This is a genomic window from Amycolatopsis dendrobii, assembly GCF_014145675.1.
GTDB lineage: Bacteria > Actinomycetota > Actinomycetes > Mycobacteriales > Pseudonocardiaceae > Amycolatopsis > Amycolatopsis dendrobii.
This window is the reverse complement of sequence record NZ_JACGZW010000004.1, coordinates 217,262-232,286: the sequence shown is the minus strand read 5'-3', so window position 1 is coordinate 232,286 and position 15,025 is coordinate 217,262. Positions and strand designations below refer to the sequence as shown.

Here is a 15,025-nt window from a genome sequence, read left to right as displayed (position 1 = left end):
CGAGTAGTCCGAACGCGACGCAACGCGTAACGTGGACGTCCACCCAGCAAGGTCGAGTGAAGCGGGACGGTGCCCATGACGCCTCCGGGCCGGCTCGCGCTGACGGCCAGCCCCCTGGTCGCCGGCGCGCTCAAAGCACTGCAAATCGCCACCGAACTGCCGGTCGCGATGGGCGGACCGGTGTCGGCGGCTTCCCGTTCGCATGTCATCGACCAATTGCGCGGCACCGCGACCCGGTCCTTGCAGCACGTGCGGGTGGACACCGGAGCCGGGCTGGGCGGCAAAGCGGTGGCACTGGCCCGTCCGTCGACCGTGGTCGACTACCTCAGCGCACAGGGCATCACGCACAAATACGACCACGCGGTGGAACCCGAACGGCTGCGCGCGATGGTGGCGCTGCCGGTGCGCGTCGGCGAGACCACGCGCGCGGTGCTGTACGCGGCGTCCCGGGATTCGATCACGTTCGGCGATCGGTTATTGCACGCGGCGACCGCGGTGGCGACGCGGCTGGGCCGCGACATCGAGGTCGAAGAGGAAGTGCAGCGCAGGCTGGCCACGCCGACGGCTGTCCCCGCGGCCGAACGCGGCGACCTGCATGCCGAACTCACCGCGATCGCCGGGTCGATCACCGACGAAACCGCCCGGCAACGGCTGCTCGCGGTGTGCGAGCGGCTGCGTCCGGAGCTGGACCTGCCGGGCGTCGCGCTGACCCCGCGCGAGGTCGACGTATTGCGGCTGGTCAGCGAAGGCTGCACGAACGACGAGATCTCCGACCGGCTCGGCCTGCTGCCCAACACGGTCAAGTCGTATCTGAAGCACGCGATGCGAAAACTGGCTGTGTCCAACCGGGTACAGGCGGTGAACCGCGCACGCGCCGCTGGACTGCTGCGGACCCCATGAGACGACTGAGCGGCGTCACGATCGATTGCCTGGAACCGCAGGTGCTGGCAAGTTTCTGGAGCGCGATCCTCGACCGGCCCGTTACCGCGGAACACGACGGACCGGACTGGGCCACGGTCGGCTCCCGGCTCGATGCCGCTCCCCGCCTCACGTTCCAGCGTGTCCCCGAACCGAAGCGCGGCAAGGTTCGGCTGCATCTGGACATCGAGGTTGACGACGTCGACGAGGCGCGCGCGCAGATCGAACAGCTTGGCGGACACTGGACCGGCGTACGCCACGACTACCCCGGGGAGGGCGTCGTGCTGGTGATGGCCGACCCCGAGGGGCACGAATTTTGCGTCGTCCGCTACCTCTGAACTCCCGATGGCCGGACACCCTCCATGTGGGGTGGCTGGATCCGGTCCGGCGAGCGAAAATCACCCGCGCGGGCAGTGCGGCCCGCTGACGCGAAGGGATCGGCACGTGTTCTATGACCTGAGTGTCCGCGATTTTCTCGACCGCGCCGAAACGGTGTACCCGGACCGGGTCGCGGTGGTGGACGAGCCTGCCCAGCCCGCGCGGTCCTGGGGCTCGGTCACCTACCGCGAACTCGCCCGCCGCGCCCGCGCGCAGGCGGCGAACCTCGACGCGCTCGGCGTTCCGGCCGGCGGCCGGGTCGCCATCGTCTCGCACAACTCCGCGCGGCTGCTGACGTCGTTCTTCGGCGTATCCGGCTGGGGCCGCGTCCTGGTGCCGGTGAACTTCCGCCTCGCGCCCGCCGAGGTGCGCTACATCGTCGAGCATTCCGGCTCCGAGGTCCTGATGATCGACCCCGAGCTGAAACCGTTGCTGGACAGCGTAACCGCGAAACACGTGTTCGTCCTCGGCGAGGACGACGACAAGATCTGGGGCGGCGACGGCGAACCGCGGCCGTGGTCCGCCGACGAATCCGCGACCGCGACGATCAACTACACCTCCGGCACCACGGCGCGGCCGAAGGGCGTCCAGCTCACGCACCGCAATTTGTGGCTCAACGCAACGACTTTCGGCCTGCACACCACGCTCAGCGACAACGACGTCCTGCTGCACACGCTGCCGATGTTCCACGCGAACGGCTGGGGCATGCCGTACGCGGTCACCGGTCTCGGCGGACGGCACATCGTGCTGCGCAAGGTCGACGGCACCGAAATCCTGCGCCGCGTGCAGGAACACGGCGTGACGATCATGTGCGCCGCTCCCGCCGTCGTCACCGCGGCCCTCGACGGCGCCGCCACCTGGGACGGCGAAATCCCCGGCCGCGACCGAGTCCGCATCGTCGTGGCCGGCGCCCCGCCGCCGACCCGCACCATCGAACGCGTGCGCGCGGAGCTCGGCTGGGAATTCATCCAGATCTACGGCCTGACCGAGACGTCGCCGCTGGTCACGGTAAACCGCTTCCGCAGCGAATGGGCCGACCTGGACCCGCACGAGCAGGCGAAACTGCTGGGCCGCGCAGGCGCTCCGGCACTGGGCGTCCGCGTCGCGATCGACGCCGACGGCGAGGTCCTCACCCAAAGCAACCACAACCTCGACGGCTACTGGGAAAACCCGGACGAGACCGCGCGAGTGCAAGAGGGCAACTGGTTCCACACCGGCGACGGCGGCAGCTTCACCGACGGCTACCTGACCATCGCCGACCGCAAGAAGGACGTCATCATCACCGGCGGCGAGAACGTGTCGTCGATCGAGGTGGAAGACGCGCTGAATTCGCACCCGGCCGTCCGGGAGGTCGCGGTGATCGGCATCCCGGACGAGAAATGGGGCGAGCTGGTCACGGCGCTGGTGGTGACGGACGGGACCGAGGTGACGGCGGACGAGCTGATCACGCATTGCCGCCAGCACCTGGCCGGGTACAAGTGCCCCAAGCGAGTGGAATTCCTCGCGGAACTGCCGCGGACGGCTACCGGGAAGATCCAGAAGTTCAAGCTGCGCCAGCCGTTTTGGGAGGGGCAGGGGCGGCAGGTGAACTAAACCGTCGGCTGTTCGGGGCGGATCGCCACGCCCTTCACGTATTCGGTCAGGACGCCGTCTTCTGCCCCGAACCACAGCCGCTCGCATTCCGGGCAGCGCACGACCAGTGCGGCCTCGCCGAACAACTCGACGCCGGAAGCTTCGACGTCGAATTCGGCGTTGGTCAGGAAGTACATGCTGTCGTTCGGGTCGTCGTCCCTGACGATGTTCCCGCACATGCACCGAATCTTCGCCGTCAGACGTCTCCCCGTCAGTCCCGGCTCGCCGCCTGTTTCCTCGACCACTCCGCAGCATCGGCGCCATACCGGATCAGCAGCCGCGCGAACTGGGTCCGTTCCTCCGCCGGCCAGGCAGCGGTGATCTCCTCGAACGCTTTTCGCTGTTCGGCCGCGAAACGTTTCCGTTCCGCCTCGCCCTGCTCGGTAAGTTCGAGCACGGTCCGGCGTCCATCAGCCTGCGACGCCGCCCGCCGCAGCAGCCCGTCGGCGATGCACGCGGCGACAGTCCGGCTGGCCACCGGCTGAGCGACGCCCATCTCGACCGCGAGCCCGCCGACGGTCGTCTCGTCCGGCGCGTCGGCGATCACGTTGAGCACGAGATTGCGCGACAAATCCTTGTTCGACGCCGGAGTTCGCCGCCGCAGCCGGGACAGCGCCGGGCCGATCTGGTCCAGTACCGGGTCGGGAGAGCCGCTCATGTGCTTGATCCTAGGCCCGCACCAGCACAGTTGCATACCCGGTCGCAAGTACATAGCATTAGGTATGTAAATGTACTGAGTATGGAAATGAGACGGCCATGACACTCACCGCCATCGCCAACGCCCGGGTCTTCGACGGGGAGAAGTCCCTCGGCGTGCAGGCCGTGGTCCTCGACGGCACGAGGATCGCCCAGGTCGGCGGTGAGATCCCGGCGGGCAGCGAAACCGTCGACGGCACCGGGGCCACCCTGCTGCCCGGACTCGTCGACGCCCACGTGCACTCCGCACCGGGTTCACTGGCGCTGGCCCTGCGGTTCGGGGTGACGACCGAACTGGAAATGCAGGGAATGCACACGCGGGAGAACCGCGCGCACATCACCGACGACGACACCGTGGCCGACGTGCGGTCCGCCGGTTTCGGCATCACCCCGCCCGGCGGGCACCCCAGCGAACTGATGCCCGAACGGTTCCGCCCGAAGTGGGACCTCCCGCCGGTCATGCCGGTGATGCCGTTCTCCACCACTCCCGAGGAAGCGGCCGCCTTCGTCCCGCAACTCCTCGCCCGGGGCTCGGACTTCGTCAAGTTCATGATCGACGACGGCAGCGTGGAGGGGCATCCCGGACTGCCGTGTCTCGACCAGGCCACGGTCAACGCCGGGGTCGCGGAAGCCAAGAAGCACGGCGCTCTCACGGTGGCTCACGCGCTGACCGTGGAAGCGACCAGAATGGCCGTCGAAGCGGGCATCGACGGGCTCGCCCACGTGTTCATGGACCAGCCGCACACCGCCGAGATCATCAGCCTCGTCAAGGACGCGGGCATGTTCGTGATCCCCTGCATCAGCCTCAACGCCTCGCTGATGGGAATCACCGGCAGCGCACTCGCCGACGACCCGCGGGTCGCCTCCCGCCTCGATCGCAAGTGGGAGGAAACCCTGCGCTCCAGCTACAACCGCTACCCGCAGGGCAAGCTCGAAGACGTGTACGACACCGTCCGGGCGCTGGACGCAGCCGGCGTCGACGTGCTGGCGGGCACCGACGTCTCCATGCCCGAGACGTTCTTCGGAGGTCTCGCACACGGCGCGAGCGTGCACCACGAACTGCAGTACCTCGTGGAAGCCGGACTCACACCTGAACGTGCTTTGCGGGCAGCCACCGCGACCACCGCCCGCCGCTTCCGCCTCAGCGACCGGGGCCGCGTCGCCGAGGGACTGCGCGCCGACCTTCTGCTCGTCGACGGCGACCCGACCCGCGACATCAGCGACACGCTCAACATCCGCGCCGTCTGGCGCCGCGGTGCCCGCCTGGCGGAATGACCCGCGCGGCGAGCCGGATCCGGGCCGACAATCGTCCTCTTAGGACAGTCCTAATCGTCCGAAGGCCGGTAAACCAGCCGCAGCACCCCGTTGCGGAAGGCCGTGGTCTCCGCCAGCCGGAAGTCCAGCTGCGGTCCCTCCGCCGGGAACAGCCGACGGCCCTTGCCGACCACCACCGGGTACTGCAGCAGGGTCAGCTCGTCCACCAGCCCGTGCGACAGGAGCCACCGCACCAGCGTCGTGCTCCCGCTGGTCATGATGTCGCCGCCCTCGGTGGACTTCAGCTCCGCGATCGCCTCGCCGAGGTCGCCGCGCAGGAGGGTCGTGTTGTGCCAGTCCGTCGCGGTCAGGGTGGTGGACGCGACGTACTTCGGCACGCTGTTCATGAACTCCGCGCCCGGGTCGTCCGTGCGGCCCGGCCACGCCTCGGCGAAGCCCTCGTAGGTCACGCGGCCCAGCAACATCGCGTCGGCGTCCGCCATGCCGTCGCCCACCGCGTGTTCGAGCTCGTCGTTCCAGTACGAGAGCGACCACTGGTCCGGCGCCTCGACCACGCCGTCGAGCGAGACGAACAAGGTGGACACGATCTTGCGCATCGAGCGACTCCTTGGGGTTCGGGATCGCCGACACTATGGCGCAGCCGGACCCGCCGACGCAGCCGGTTGGCCCAATACTTGGTCTGTCAGGGCACTTCCGTTACCAACTCGAGTGCCCGGCCCAGCGTGGCCAGCCGTTTCTCCAGGGAGTCACCGGCCGGATACAGCCGGACCGTGTCGACTCCGGCGGCGCGCCACACCTTCAGCCGCGCGCGGACCATGTCCTCGGTGCCGATCAGGGTCGTCGCGAGCACCATCTCGTCGGTCACCAGCTCGGCCGCACCGTCGCGGTCGCCGGACTGCCAGCGTTCCCGCACCTCCGCGGCGACGTCCGCCCAGCCTTGCCTGCTGTAGGCGTCGTGGTAGAAGTTCGTGCTCGCCGAACCCATGCCGCCCAGCGAAAAGGCCAGTTCCTTCTTGCGCCCGGCGACCATGGGGCGCAGTTCGTCCTCATCGGACGCGAACGCGACCTCCGCGCCTTGGCACACCACGAGATCGCCGCGGCTCCGACCGGCTTTCGCGAGCCCGGCGTCGAGGTGACGGAAGTAGGCGTCGGCGCCCTCGGGGACGAAGCTCGTGCCCAGCCAGCCGTCGGCGAGTTCGCCGGTGAGCTCCAGCATGCGCGGCGACAGCGTGGCCAGGTAGATCGGGATCTCCTCGTTCGGCGCCGTCGACAGCCGCATCGGGCGGGACTCCCCCGGCAGCGGGATGTGGAAAGCCTTGCCAGCGAAGGAGATTTTCTCCCCCGCGAAGGCACTGCGGACGATCTGCACCGTCTCGCGCATCCGGGTCAGCGGCCGCGCGAACGGCACCCCGTGCAGCCCCTCGATCACCTGCGGACCGGACGGCCCGAGCCCCAGCGCGAACCGTCCGCCGGACATCTCGGCCAGGGTGAGCGCCGCCTGCGCGAGCGCGACCGGCGTGCGCACGCCGAGCTGCATGATCCCGGAGCCGAGCCGGATCCGGTCCGTGCGCGCGGCGAGGTAGCCGAGCACCGACGGCCCGTCCGAACCCCAGGCCTCGGCCACCCAGCATTCGCCGAGACCCAGTTTTTCCGCCTCCAGCACGAAATCCCGGGTTTCCGGCCAGCCGGACGACGCCTCGACGGTGGTCGCCGTGCGCATCATCCGGCGGCTTCCACGCGGTCCTTGATCGCGCCGAGAGTGGCGGTCATCGAGGCCTCGAACTCGCTCAGCCGGACGTGCACGATCTTCTGTTCCTTCTCCGGCATCCGCGCGATCACCTCGGTCACCCCGGACGGCCCCGGCCCCATCTGCGCCCACTGCGTGAGCCGCGTGCCGCCGTTCTCCGGGGCGAGGGTGAACCGCCAGACCGCGGTCGGATTGGCCGGATCGCTGACCGCCCAGGCGAAGACGCGCGGCTCCTCGCATTCGACGATGTAGGACGTGGTTTCCCAGTCGCCGCGCATCTGGTGGTGGTTGCGCCCGATGAAGGACCGGCCGAGCGCGGGCGCCGAACCCTCGTCGCACCACTGGATCGACTGCAGTTCGCCGCTCAGCTCCGGCATCAACGCGACGTCCGAGGCGTACCGCCACACCTGCTCGGGCGAGCCGTTGATCCAGGCGTCCACCTGCACGGTCGGGGCGTCCGCGTACCGCGCGCCGGTCCACTCCATCGCGAGTCCTCCTCCGTTGGCGTCTCGACCAGCATAGTTGCGTAACTAGACTCACCGTGTCAATCGCTCAGGAGACCAACGCCGTGAAGGGCCCCCTTGAGGGAATCCGATTCCCTCAAGGGGCCCTTCACGGACCTGCTCAATGTTCCTGCGGCGCGAACCTCGCTTGGACATCCGGGCGTTGCGCCAGGCGTTCGGGGAAGCCGGGCCCGCGCCGCATCCGGGTGTCGTCGGCGGACAACGGTTCGCCGCAATCCGCGCAGACGACGGCCGCGGTCGTGTCGTGCCCGCAGGCCTCGTGGTGCAGCACGATCGGCGGACCCGCTTCGGTGGCCAGCCACCGGTCGCCCCAGGCCGTCATCGCGGCCAGCACGCTCCAGAAATCGCGCCCCTTCTCGGTGAGCACATAGTCGTAGCGCACCGGTTCGGCCTGGTAGGCGCGCTTTTCGAGCAACCCCTCGTCGACCAGCCGGCGCAGCCGGTCGGCGAGGGTGTTGCGCGCGATGCCGAGCGCCTGCTGGAACTCGTCGAAGCGGCGGACGCCGTAGAAGGCGTCCCGCAGCACCAGCGGCGTCCACCAGTCCCCGAGCAGGTCCATGGTCCGGGCGATCGAGCACGGCCACTGCGCGAAGGAAGTGCGTTTCATGACGGCGAGGATACGCCGTCCCACAGTGCAACCCAGCAGGTCAGACGCGATGCCCGACGGTCACGTCGACAGTGTCGGGCACTTCTTCGTGCTCGTCGCCGACCGAAAGCGTCCCGGACGGCTCCACGAGCAGCACCACCGCGCCCTCCTTCGACGACGGCTTGTGGAACGTGCCGCGCGGAACCACGAACGCCTGCTCGCGGGTCAACCTCACGGTCCGTTCGCCGCCCGCGTCGCGCAGGCCGATCTCGATGCTGCCGTCGATGACGAGGAAGAACTCGTCGGTGTTGTCGTGCTTGTGCCACACGTGGTCGCCGTCGAACCGGGCGAGGCGGATGTCGTAGTCGTTGACGTTGGCGACGATGCGGGGGCTCCACGCGGCGTCGAATCCGGCGAGCACGGCCCGCAGATCGAGAGGCTGAGGTGTCATAGGTCGATCTTGGGCCTGGTCCCGCGCGACCGGGAGTGCTAGGAATCGCATATGCCGAAAGAATCCTCGCACCGCGTCGTCATGATCGCCGGCGACGGCTCGAATCCGTTCGAGATGGGCGTCGCGACGGAGCTGTTCGGCCTGCGCCGGCCGGAACTGCGACGGCCGTGGTACGACTTCGCGCTCGCGGCTCCCGGCGGGCGAGCCCGGATGCACCTCGGCTTCTTCACTCTCGCCGACGTCGCCGATCTCGGGGCGGTCGACGCGGCGGACACTGTGATCGTCCCGAACCGGCCGGATCCAGAGACCCCGGCCGACCCGGAAATCCTCGCCGCGATCCGGCGGGCGAACGTCCGCGGCGCACGGTTGATGAGCTTCTGCACCGGCGCGTTCACCCTGGCCGAGGCCGGCGTCCTGGACGATCGCCGGGCCACCACACACTGGAAATGGGCCGAAGCGTTCACCGCGCGCTACCCGCGAGTCCGCCTTGAACCGGACGTCCTCTTCGTCGACGACGGGACAGTTCTTACCGCCGCCGGAAGCGCGGCCGCACTCGACTTGTCGCTGTACGTCATCCAACGCGATCACGGCGCGGAAATCGCCAACGCGGTGAGCCGCCGCCTCGTTTTCACCGGACATCGCGAAGGCGGCCAGCGACAGTTCGTGGAACGCCCGGTGCCGGAGATTCCGGACGCTTCGCTCGCGCCGGTGCTGGAATGGGCTCGCCGGCATCTCGACCAGCCGCTCGCGGTCACCGACCTCGCCGCCCGCGCGGCGACCAGCGCCGCCACCCTGCACCGCCGGTTCCGCGCCGAACTCGGCACGACACCGCTCGCCTGGCTCACCGCCGAACGCGTGACGCTGGCCCGCAGGCTCATCGAACGCGGCGAACATGGTCTGGACCGCATCGCCGCCCGCACCGGGCTCGGCACCGGCGCGAACCTCCGGCTGCAGTTGCGCAGGCACACCGGCCTCTCGCCGTCGGAATACCGCAAACGATTCGGCCCGGCGGCGTAAAACGCCCGGGTCCACTGTGGACCCGACGAACGGGTTACTCCATTCGGCCTATTCAGCAAAATTCCGGTTAAGCCCCGATGACCGGAACCCGCCAAAGGTTTTATGCCAGACGAACGAAAGTTGGCCGGAACGGACAGAATTCCGCCGACCCCTCACCGGATCGCGGACAGATCCGCTAGCTTGGCCGCAGACCGGCAGAACGAACGGGGAGACGCGCATGGCCAGACGCCGCCTGGAGGGACGGAACGCCCGGAGCCGGGCTTTCGCCGCCCTCGCCGGAGGCGCGCTCGTGGTGCTGCCGACGGTGACGTCGTCCGGCATCCCGGTGGCGTTGCGCGCCGCTGAACCGCCGTCGGCCGCACAGGCCGCGCCGAGCGTCCCCGGCCTGCCGCCGGGCATCACGCTCCCGCCGATCGGCGTCGACGGCAGCCTCCCGCAGCCCCCGGTCCCGCAAGCCCTCGGCGTGCCCGGCTACCCGAACGGCCCCGGCTCGGCGACCACCGCCGGTCCGCTGGGCATCCCGGACAGCATGCTGCGCGCCTACCGCAACGCGGCCGACATCATGGCCCGCGAACAGCCCGGCTGCCACGTCGACTGGGCGCTGATCGCGGCCATCGGACGGGTCGAGTCGAACCACGCCCGCGGCGGCTACGTCGACGCGCGCGGCAACACCCTCGAACGCATCCTCGGCCCGGTACTCGACGGTTCCGGCGGATTCGCCGCGATCCGCGACACCGACCACGGCCGCTACGACGGCGACCCGGTGTGGGACCGCGCGGTCGGAGCGACCCAGTTCATCCCGTCGACCTGGGCGTCCTATGCCTCCGACGGCAACGGCGACGGCGTCTCCGACCCGAACAACATCTACGACGAAACGCTCGCCACCGCGCGCTACCTGTGCTCGGGAGGTCTGGACCTCTCCAGCGACGCCAACCAGCGTCTGGCGGTGCGCCGGTACAACAACTCGCAGTCCTATGTGGACACCGTGCTGGCGTACGCGTACGGCTACCGCAACGGCGTCTCGAAGCTGCCGGACAGCCAGGTCCCGATCGGGGCCCCGCCCGGCCCCGGAGCGGTCGAAGCCGCCGCGGGCAGCCCGGCGGGCGACGTCGCCCCGCCCGCCCCGCCGCCGGTCACCCCGGCCCCGCCGAGCCAGCAGCCCGGCACCCCGACGCAGCTTCCCGGCAGCAGCACCGCGCCGAGCAGCAGCTCCTCCCCGGCAAAGCCGACCAGCTCGGCGCCGACCACGCCGACGACGCCGTCCAGCACCACGCCCACCAGCACCTCGCCGACGACGAGCACGACGCCGTCCAGCTCCGCCCCGGCGAACCCGACGACGTCCAGCACCACGACTTCCAGCACGACCACGGAGGCCGCGCCGACGCACTGACCGCGGCGTTCGTATAGTCCGGACCGAAACCGGACTACGGGGGAGCGATCGTGGCGTGGAATCCTCGGAACCTGCCTGACCTGACCGGCCGGTTTTACGCGGTGACCGGCGGCAACGCGGGGATCGGCTACTTCATCGCCGAGCAGCTGGCCGCCGCCGGAGCCCACGTCGCCCTGCTGGGCCGCGACCCGGCACGACTGCGCGCGGCCGTCGAGATGGTGCGCACCCGGGTCGGTTCGGCTTCGCTGAGCACGATCCCGCTGGACCTCGCCGATCTGGACTCCGTCCCGGCCGCCGTCGACGCGCTCGGCAGGCTGGACCGCTTGGACGCGTTGATCGAGAACGCTGGCGTCACCGCACCCGGGCCGGTGCGCCGGACCACGAAACAGGGCCTGGAACTGGCGGTCGGCACCAACCATTTCGGCCACTTCGCACTCACCGCGCTCGCGATGCCGGCGCTGACCGCGTCGTCCGCGCGCGTGGTGCTGGCGGGCAGCCTGATCACGCGGATGTATCCGTACGACATCGATGATCTGCAGAGTTCGCGCAAGTATTCGGACTTCCGTGCGTATGCGTTGTCGAAGCACGCCGTGCAGTCGTTCGCGATGGAACTCGACCGGCGTCTCCGCGCCGCCGGTTCACCAGTGCGAGCGATCCTCGCGCATCCCGGGTTCAGCCTGGAGCGGACCAGCCCCGCACGGCCGGGAATCACCCAGCCAGTGCCGGTGATGCGGCTGCTCGCGCCTTATACGCACGGAAAGGACCACGGTGCCTGGCCAGCGGTTCGGGCGGCCGTCGACCCCGCCGCGACTGGCGGTGCTTACTACGGTCCTGCGTTCGGCGGAGTGGGCCGGCCCAGGCTGGGGACGGCGATGGGTGCGTCACGGGATCCGGAGCGGGGCCGTCGGTTGTGGGAGCTCTCCGAGGAAGCGACCGGGGTTCGGTTCTCGCTCGGCGGTTCCTGACCGCCTGTTCACACAGCGGGACGCTCGACGGCGAGGCCGATGCCGAACGCCGCCAGGATCGCGCCGCCCGCCCGGAGAATCGCGCGGATCACCCGTGTGTTGCGGAGCATCTCGGCCGCGGCGCTGAAGACCAGTGCATAGCCGGTCAGCGAGAGGAATCCGATCACCGCGAACGCCGCTCCGAGGACCAGCGTGTCGACAGGTCGTGCGCCGTGGTGGAGGAACTGCGGAATGACGCTGGTGAAGACGATGACGGTTTTGGGGTTGGACAAGTCGCTGAGAAGTCCTTCCCGGAACGCACGCCATCCGCTGCGTGGCCGGCCGGTGCTCAACGCCGCCGCGGCGGGCCCGGCGGAGACCGCCGAGGAGCGGGTCGCCAGGAGTTTGACGCCGAGGAAAACCAGGTAGGCGGCACCCAGGTACCGGACCACGTCGAAGGCCGTCTGCGAGGACACCAGCAGAGCCGTCAAACCGGCGACCGACGCGCCTGCCCACACCAAGTCGGCGGCCAGCACCCCGAGCGCGGTCAGCAGCGCCGGGACCCGGCCACGAGCGATCGCGCTCTTGAGAACCAGCATGACCGCGGGGCCGGGAATGACGACCAAGACCACGGACAAGGCCGCGAAAGCCACAATCGACGACATGCCCTCATTATCCCGGTGCACCGCGGATTCAGTCCAGGCCGATCGACCTTATGCGCCAGCCTGGCCGATCCGGGCGGCGATCCCGTCGAGAAGCCGGTCCAATCCGAACTCCGACGCGTCCGACGCCTGCTCCGCCGAAGGCTTTTCGAACCCGCCGGCGAGCCACGTCCGGTTCATCGCCGGATGAGACTCGACGTCGAAATACGTGTGCCAGAAAGAAGAACGCTGTCCCCACCACGCGTCATTGGACTGTCCCGTGGTCCGTTCCAAGTGGACACTCTCGGCCTCGGCCGCCGCGTTCGCGTCCACATAGCCCGCCACCGAATTGGCCGCCGCGACGATTTCGCGCGCGGGCAGGCCCAGACTCTCCATAATGGACAGCAGGTATTCCTGGCCGGCCAGCTGCCCCGGACCGAGAGCGGGACGCACCCGGGACCGCTCCCGCAGCCACGGGTGCCGACGGTAGATGTCGCGCGTGCGGTCGGCGTAAACGCGCACCTGCGCACGCCAATCCGCCGGCCGCGGTTCGCCGGGTCCGGGGAGATTCCGTTCGAGGAGAACGGTGTCGACCATGAGATCGATCAGCTCGGTTTTGCCGGGAACGTAGGTGTAGAGCGTCATCGTGCCCGCCCCGAGTTCCTTCGCGACGCGGTGCATGGACGTCGCGACGAGGCCCTCGGCATCGGCCACCGCGATGGCCGCCACGATGATCCGTTCGATGGTGAGCGTCGGACGCCTGCCGCGGGCCGAGGGTTCCGGGGCTCCCGCGCAGTCGCGCCACAGCAGTGCGAGCGTGCGCGCGACCTCCTCGCGCGCGGCCTCGGGACCGTCGCCCTCGTGCTCGACGATCATCGCGTCCCCTCCCGGCCTCGTACGGTCAGCGTGGGATCTTACCTGCCGTTTCAGGACCTTCGTCCCCTCCGCGCCGCCGCCTTGACCGCTACGCTGGGCAGCGAGGGAGGTGGTTCCCGTGACGGAACGCAAACCACCGGGCGTGTCGTACGGTTCCTGGGTCGACCGGCAAATCGCCGCCGCCGAAGCGCGCGGCGACTTCGAAGACCTTCCCGGAGCGGGAAAACCGCTGCCGCCCCCGACCGGCCGCGACGCCGCGACCGACTGGATGCTCCGGAGCGCCCGCGAAGGAGACATCGACCGGTCCGCGTTCCTGCCGCCGTCGCTCGCCTTGCCGCGCGAAATCCAGGACCTGCCGGGGAAACTGGCGAAAGTCCGCTCCGAACGCAAGGTGCGGGAGATCGTCGAGGACCTGAACGACCGCATCCGCAAGGCACACGCGCTGCCGCAGGACGGTCCCGTGCTCCGCGCCCGTCCGCTGGATGTGGAGGAAACGGTGGCGAACTGGCGCGCGGGCCGGGAAAACGCGAGCTAACCCTGTCCCGCCAGGCACGAGAGTTCCCTTCCCGCAAGCGGCTGACTGCCGGGAAGTCCCGGCCGACGCGCGCCGGAGGCACCTCTCCACTGCCGCTGAATCGCACCGGCACCTGCGACCCGCGACAACCCCACGCGCCCGCCACGCCGATCCCCGCCCGCCAGATGCGGCTACGCTGGGTAGTACGCGGGCGAAGGGAAGAGAACCGTGGTCGGAGTTCGTCGGGTTGCCTTCGTGGTCGCCGCGGTGCTTTTGTTGTTCGGCGAGCCGTGGTCGGTGCTCGTGCTGCTGCCGGATTGGCCGGTCGCGGCCACCGTCTCGGGCACGGTCGTTTTCGCTGTCGCCGCACTGAGTTTCCCGGTGCTCATGGTGCTCGGGCACGGTCCGAAGCAGAACGACGCCGCCGCGCGGATCGGGGACGTCACGCTCGGCACGGTGTGGGTGCTGTTCACCTGGAGCGTCCTCACGCACCTGCTGCGGCTGGTCCTGCTGGTGTCCGGAGTGGACGATCCCGCGCGGCCACGGATCGTAGCCGCGGTCACGCTCGCCGTCGCGGCGGTGCTGCTCGTCAGCGGGAACCGGATCGCCATGCGGGTGCCGCCGGTGAAGCCGGTCGACGTCGTGCTGCCGAAGCTCGGTCCCGGGCTCGACGGATTGCGCGTCGCGGTCATCACCGACACGCACTACGGCCCGCTCGACCGCACCCGCTGGTCCGAGCGCCTGGTCGCGGAACTGAACCGGCTGCAGCCCGACGTCGTCTGCCACGCCGGGGACCTCGCCGACGGATCGGTCGCCAAGCGGCGCAAGCAGGTCGACCCGCTCGGCGGCGTGCAGGCCCCGCTCGGCCGGTTCTACATCACCGGCAACCACGAGTACTTCGGCGAGGCACAGGCCTGGCTGGACCACATGGCGAGCCTCGGCTGGGACACCCTGCACAACCGCTCGACCCTCCTCGAACGCGACGGCGCCCGTCTCCTCTTCGCCGGCATCGACGACCCCACCGGAGCCGCCTCCGGACTGCCCGGCCACGGCCCCGACCTGGCCGCCGCCCTCGACGGCTCCGATCCCGACGTCCCCGTAGTCCTGCTCGCCCACCAGCCGAAACAGGTCGCCCAAGCCCGCGAGGAAAACGTCGACCTGCAGATCTCCGGCCACACCCACGGCGGCCAGATCTGGCCGTTCCACCTCCTGGTCCGCCTCGACCAGCCCACCCTGTCCGGCCTCACCCGGCACGGCCCGACCCAGCTGTACAACAGCCGCGGCTCCGGTTTCTGGGGCCCGCCGTTCCGGGTCTTCGCCCCGAACGAGATCGCGCTGCTGACCCTGCACAGCGCCTGACCCCCAGTTCTACGCCCTCGCACTCGCTCAGGTCCCACCGACTAATTTTTTTGTCTTGACAACTAGAACCATCGGAT

Annotated in this window: 18 protein-coding genes; 9 read left to right on the top strand and 9 right to left on the bottom strand. The window is 69.6% G+C overall.

From position 1 onward, the window contains the following. The first annotated feature begins 75 nt into the window (after positions 1-75). The 3 genes from H4281_RS13050 to H4281_RS13040 all read left to right on the top strand — a co-directional run bounded on the left by H4281_RS13050 (position 76) and on the right by H4281_RS13040 (position 2,889). The gene (locus H4281_RS13050) at positions 76-900 is read left to right on the top strand and encodes a LuxR C-terminal-related transcriptional regulator (protein WP_182891148.1); all 825 of its coding nucleotides are present in this window, start codon (positions 76-78) and stop codon (positions 898-900) included. Further along, positions 897-1,256 carry a VOC family protein gene (locus tag H4281_RS13045; RefSeq protein WP_182891147.1) on the top strand — a complete coding sequence of 120 codons (360 nt, stop codon included), beginning with the start codon at positions 897-899 and terminating at the stop codon, positions 1,254-1,256. Before H4281_RS13050 ends, H4281_RS13045 begins: the two co-directional genes overlap by 4 nt. 106 nt (positions 1,257-1,362) lie before the next feature. Beyond that, the gene (locus H4281_RS13040) at positions 1,363-2,889 is read left to right on the top strand and encodes an AMP-binding protein (RefSeq protein ID WP_182891146.1); all 1,527 of its coding nucleotides are present in this window, start codon (positions 1,363-1,365) and stop codon (positions 2,887-2,889) included. Here H4281_RS13040 and H4281_RS13035 read toward each other — a convergent pair. Further along, positions 2,886-3,173, bottom strand: coding sequence for a DUF8617 domain-containing protein (locus H4281_RS13035; protein WP_512698986.1), 288 nt, complete (start codon positions 3,171-3,173; stop codon positions 2,886-2,888). The genes H4281_RS13040 and H4281_RS13035 overlap by 4 nt on opposite strands. Then, positions 3,140-3,586, bottom strand: coding sequence for a MarR family winged helix-turn-helix transcriptional regulator (locus H4281_RS13030; protein ID WP_182891144.1), 447 nt, complete (start codon positions 3,584-3,586; stop codon positions 3,140-3,142). Before H4281_RS13030 ends, H4281_RS13035 begins: the two co-directional genes overlap by 34 nt. Before the next feature lie 98 nt (positions 3,587-3,684). On the opposite strand from H4281_RS13030, the gene H4281_RS13025 reads away from it, so the two are divergent. Beyond that, on the top strand, positions 3,685-4,899 hold the full coding sequence (locus tag H4281_RS13025; RefSeq protein WP_182891143.1) for an amidohydrolase family protein: 1,215 nt from the start codon (positions 3,685-3,687) through the stop codon (positions 4,897-4,899). A gap of 50 nt (positions 4,900-4,949) precedes the next feature. Here H4281_RS13025 and H4281_RS13020 read toward each other — a convergent pair whose 3' ends face one another. The 5 genes from H4281_RS13020 to H4281_RS13000 form a co-directional block, all read right to left on the bottom strand. Then, positions 4,950-5,495 (bottom strand): dihydrofolate reductase family protein, encoded by a 546-nt coding sequence (locus H4281_RS13020; protein WP_182891142.1) that lies wholly within the window; start codon positions 5,493-5,495, stop codon positions 4,950-4,952. 86 nt (positions 5,496-5,581) lie between these two features. Next, positions 5,582-6,619, bottom strand: coding sequence for an LLM class flavin-dependent oxidoreductase (locus H4281_RS13015; RefSeq protein WP_182891536.1), 1,038 nt, complete (start codon positions 6,617-6,619; stop codon positions 5,582-5,584). Further along, positions 6,619-7,131 (bottom strand): SRPBCC family protein, encoded by a 513-nt coding sequence (locus H4281_RS13010; protein WP_182891141.1) that lies wholly within the window; start codon positions 7,129-7,131, stop codon positions 6,619-6,621. The genes H4281_RS13015 and H4281_RS13010 overlap by 1 nt, the downstream gene beginning before the upstream one ends. A gap of 139 nt (positions 7,132-7,270) precedes the next feature. Continuing rightward, complete coding sequence (locus H4281_RS13005; RefSeq protein ID WP_182891140.1) at positions 7,271-7,777, bottom strand: winged helix-turn-helix transcriptional regulator; 507 nt, start codon at positions 7,775-7,777, stop codon at positions 7,271-7,273. Positions 7,778-7,817: 40 nt separating this feature from the next. Further along, the gene (locus H4281_RS13000; RefSeq protein ID WP_182891139.1) at positions 7,818-8,207 is read right to left on the bottom strand and encodes a cupin domain-containing protein; all 390 of its coding nucleotides are present in this window, start codon (positions 8,205-8,207) and stop codon (positions 7,818-7,820) included. Positions 8,208-8,258: 51 nt separating this feature from the next. Here H4281_RS13000 and H4281_RS12995 point away from each other — a divergent pair, with 51 nt between their 5' ends. The 3 genes from H4281_RS12995 (at position 8,259) to H4281_RS12985 (ending at position 11,579) form a co-directional block, all read left to right on the top strand. Next, entirely contained in the window at positions 8,259-9,224 is a 966-nt protein-coding gene (locus tag H4281_RS12995; RefSeq protein ID WP_182891138.1) for a helix-turn-helix domain-containing protein, read from the top strand. Between the two features lie 217 nt (positions 9,225-9,441). After that, entirely contained in the window at positions 9,442-10,614 is a 1,173-nt protein-coding gene (locus tag H4281_RS12990) for a lytic transglycosylase domain-containing protein (protein WP_182891137.1), read from the top strand. A gap of 50 nt (positions 10,615-10,664) precedes the next feature. Beyond that, positions 10,665-11,579 (top strand): SDR family NAD(P)-dependent oxidoreductase, encoded by a 915-nt coding sequence (locus tag H4281_RS12985; RefSeq protein ID WP_182891136.1) that lies wholly within the window; start codon positions 10,665-10,667, stop codon positions 11,577-11,579. Positions 11,580-11,587: 8 nt separating this feature from the next. On the opposite strand, the gene H4281_RS12980 is transcribed toward H4281_RS12985, so the two are convergent. Together H4281_RS12980 and H4281_RS12975 are read right to left on the bottom strand one after the other, a co-directional pair. Beyond that, complete coding sequence (locus H4281_RS12980) at positions 11,588-12,223, bottom strand: LysE family translocator (RefSeq protein ID WP_182891135.1); 636 nt, start codon at positions 12,221-12,223, stop codon at positions 11,588-11,590. Between the two features lie 48 nt (positions 12,224-12,271). Next, positions 12,272-13,075 carry a TetR/AcrR family transcriptional regulator gene (locus tag H4281_RS12975; RefSeq protein WP_182891134.1) on the bottom strand — a complete coding sequence of 268 codons (804 nt, stop codon included), beginning with the start codon at positions 13,073-13,075 and terminating at the stop codon, positions 12,272-12,274. A gap of 118 nt (positions 13,076-13,193) precedes the next feature. Between H4281_RS12975 and H4281_RS12970 the strand changes: the two genes are divergently transcribed. Together H4281_RS12970 and H4281_RS12965 are read left to right on the top strand one after the other, a co-directional pair. Further along, complete coding sequence (locus H4281_RS12970; RefSeq protein ID WP_182891133.1) at positions 13,194-13,610, top strand: DnaJ family domain-containing protein; 417 nt, start codon at positions 13,194-13,196, stop codon at positions 13,608-13,610. Positions 13,611-13,817: 207 nt separating this feature from the next. Then, on the top strand, positions 13,818-14,948 hold the full coding sequence (locus H4281_RS12965; protein ID WP_182891132.1) for a metallophosphoesterase: 1,131 nt from the start codon (positions 13,818-13,820) through the stop codon (positions 14,946-14,948). The last annotated feature ends 77 nt before the right edge of the window (positions 14,949-15,025 follow it).

What these genes read in the sequence shown, in the direction of transcription:
- H4281_RS12975 (WP_182891134.1), bottom strand. Translation starts at nt 13,075, where the DNA reads ATGATCGTCGAGCACGAGGGCGACGGTCCCGAGGCCGCGCGCGAGGAG.
- H4281_RS13045 (WP_182891147.1), top strand. Translation starts at nt 897, where the DNA reads ATGAGACGACTGAGCGGCGTCACGATCGATTGCCTGGAACCGCAGGTG.
- H4281_RS13000 (WP_182891139.1), bottom strand. Translation starts at nt 8,207, where the DNA reads ATGACACCTCAGCCTCTCGATCTGCGGGCCGTGCTCGCCGGATTCGAC.
- H4281_RS13005 (WP_182891140.1), bottom strand. Translation starts at nt 7,777, where the DNA reads ATGAAACGCACTTCCTTCGCGCAGTGGCCGTGCTCGATCGCCCGGACC.
- H4281_RS13020 (WP_182891142.1), bottom strand. Translation starts at nt 5,495, where the DNA reads ATGCGCAAGATCGTGTCCACCTTGTTCGTCTCGCTCGACGGCGTGGTC.
- H4281_RS13025 (WP_182891143.1), top strand. Translation starts at nt 3,685, where the DNA reads ATGACACTCACCGCCATCGCCAACGCCCGGGTCTTCGACGGGGAGAAG.
- H4281_RS13030 (WP_182891144.1), bottom strand. Translation starts at nt 3,586, where the DNA reads ATGAGCGGCTCTCCCGACCCGGTACTGGACCAGATCGGCCCGGCGCTG.
- H4281_RS13010 (WP_182891141.1), bottom strand. Translation starts at nt 7,131, where the DNA reads ATGGAGTGGACCGGCGCGCGGTACGCGGACGCCCCGACCGTGCAGGTG.
- H4281_RS13050 (WP_182891148.1), top strand. Translation starts at nt 76, where the DNA reads ATGACGCCTCCGGGCCGGCTCGCGCTGACGGCCAGCCCCCTGGTCGCC.
- H4281_RS12995 (WP_182891138.1), top strand. Translation starts at nt 8,259, where the DNA reads ATGCCGAAAGAATCCTCGCACCGCGTCGTCATGATCGCCGGCGACGGC.
- H4281_RS12990 (WP_182891137.1), top strand. Translation starts at nt 9,442, where the DNA reads ATGGCCAGACGCCGCCTGGAGGGACGGAACGCCCGGAGCCGGGCTTTC.
- H4281_RS12980 (WP_182891135.1), bottom strand. Translation starts at nt 12,223, where the DNA reads ATGTCGTCGATTGTGGCTTTCGCGGCCTTGTCCGTGGTCTTGGTCGTC.
- H4281_RS13015 (WP_182891536.1), bottom strand. Translation starts at nt 6,619, where the DNA reads ATGCGCACGGCGACCACCGTCGAGGCGTCGTCCGGCTGGCCGGAAACC.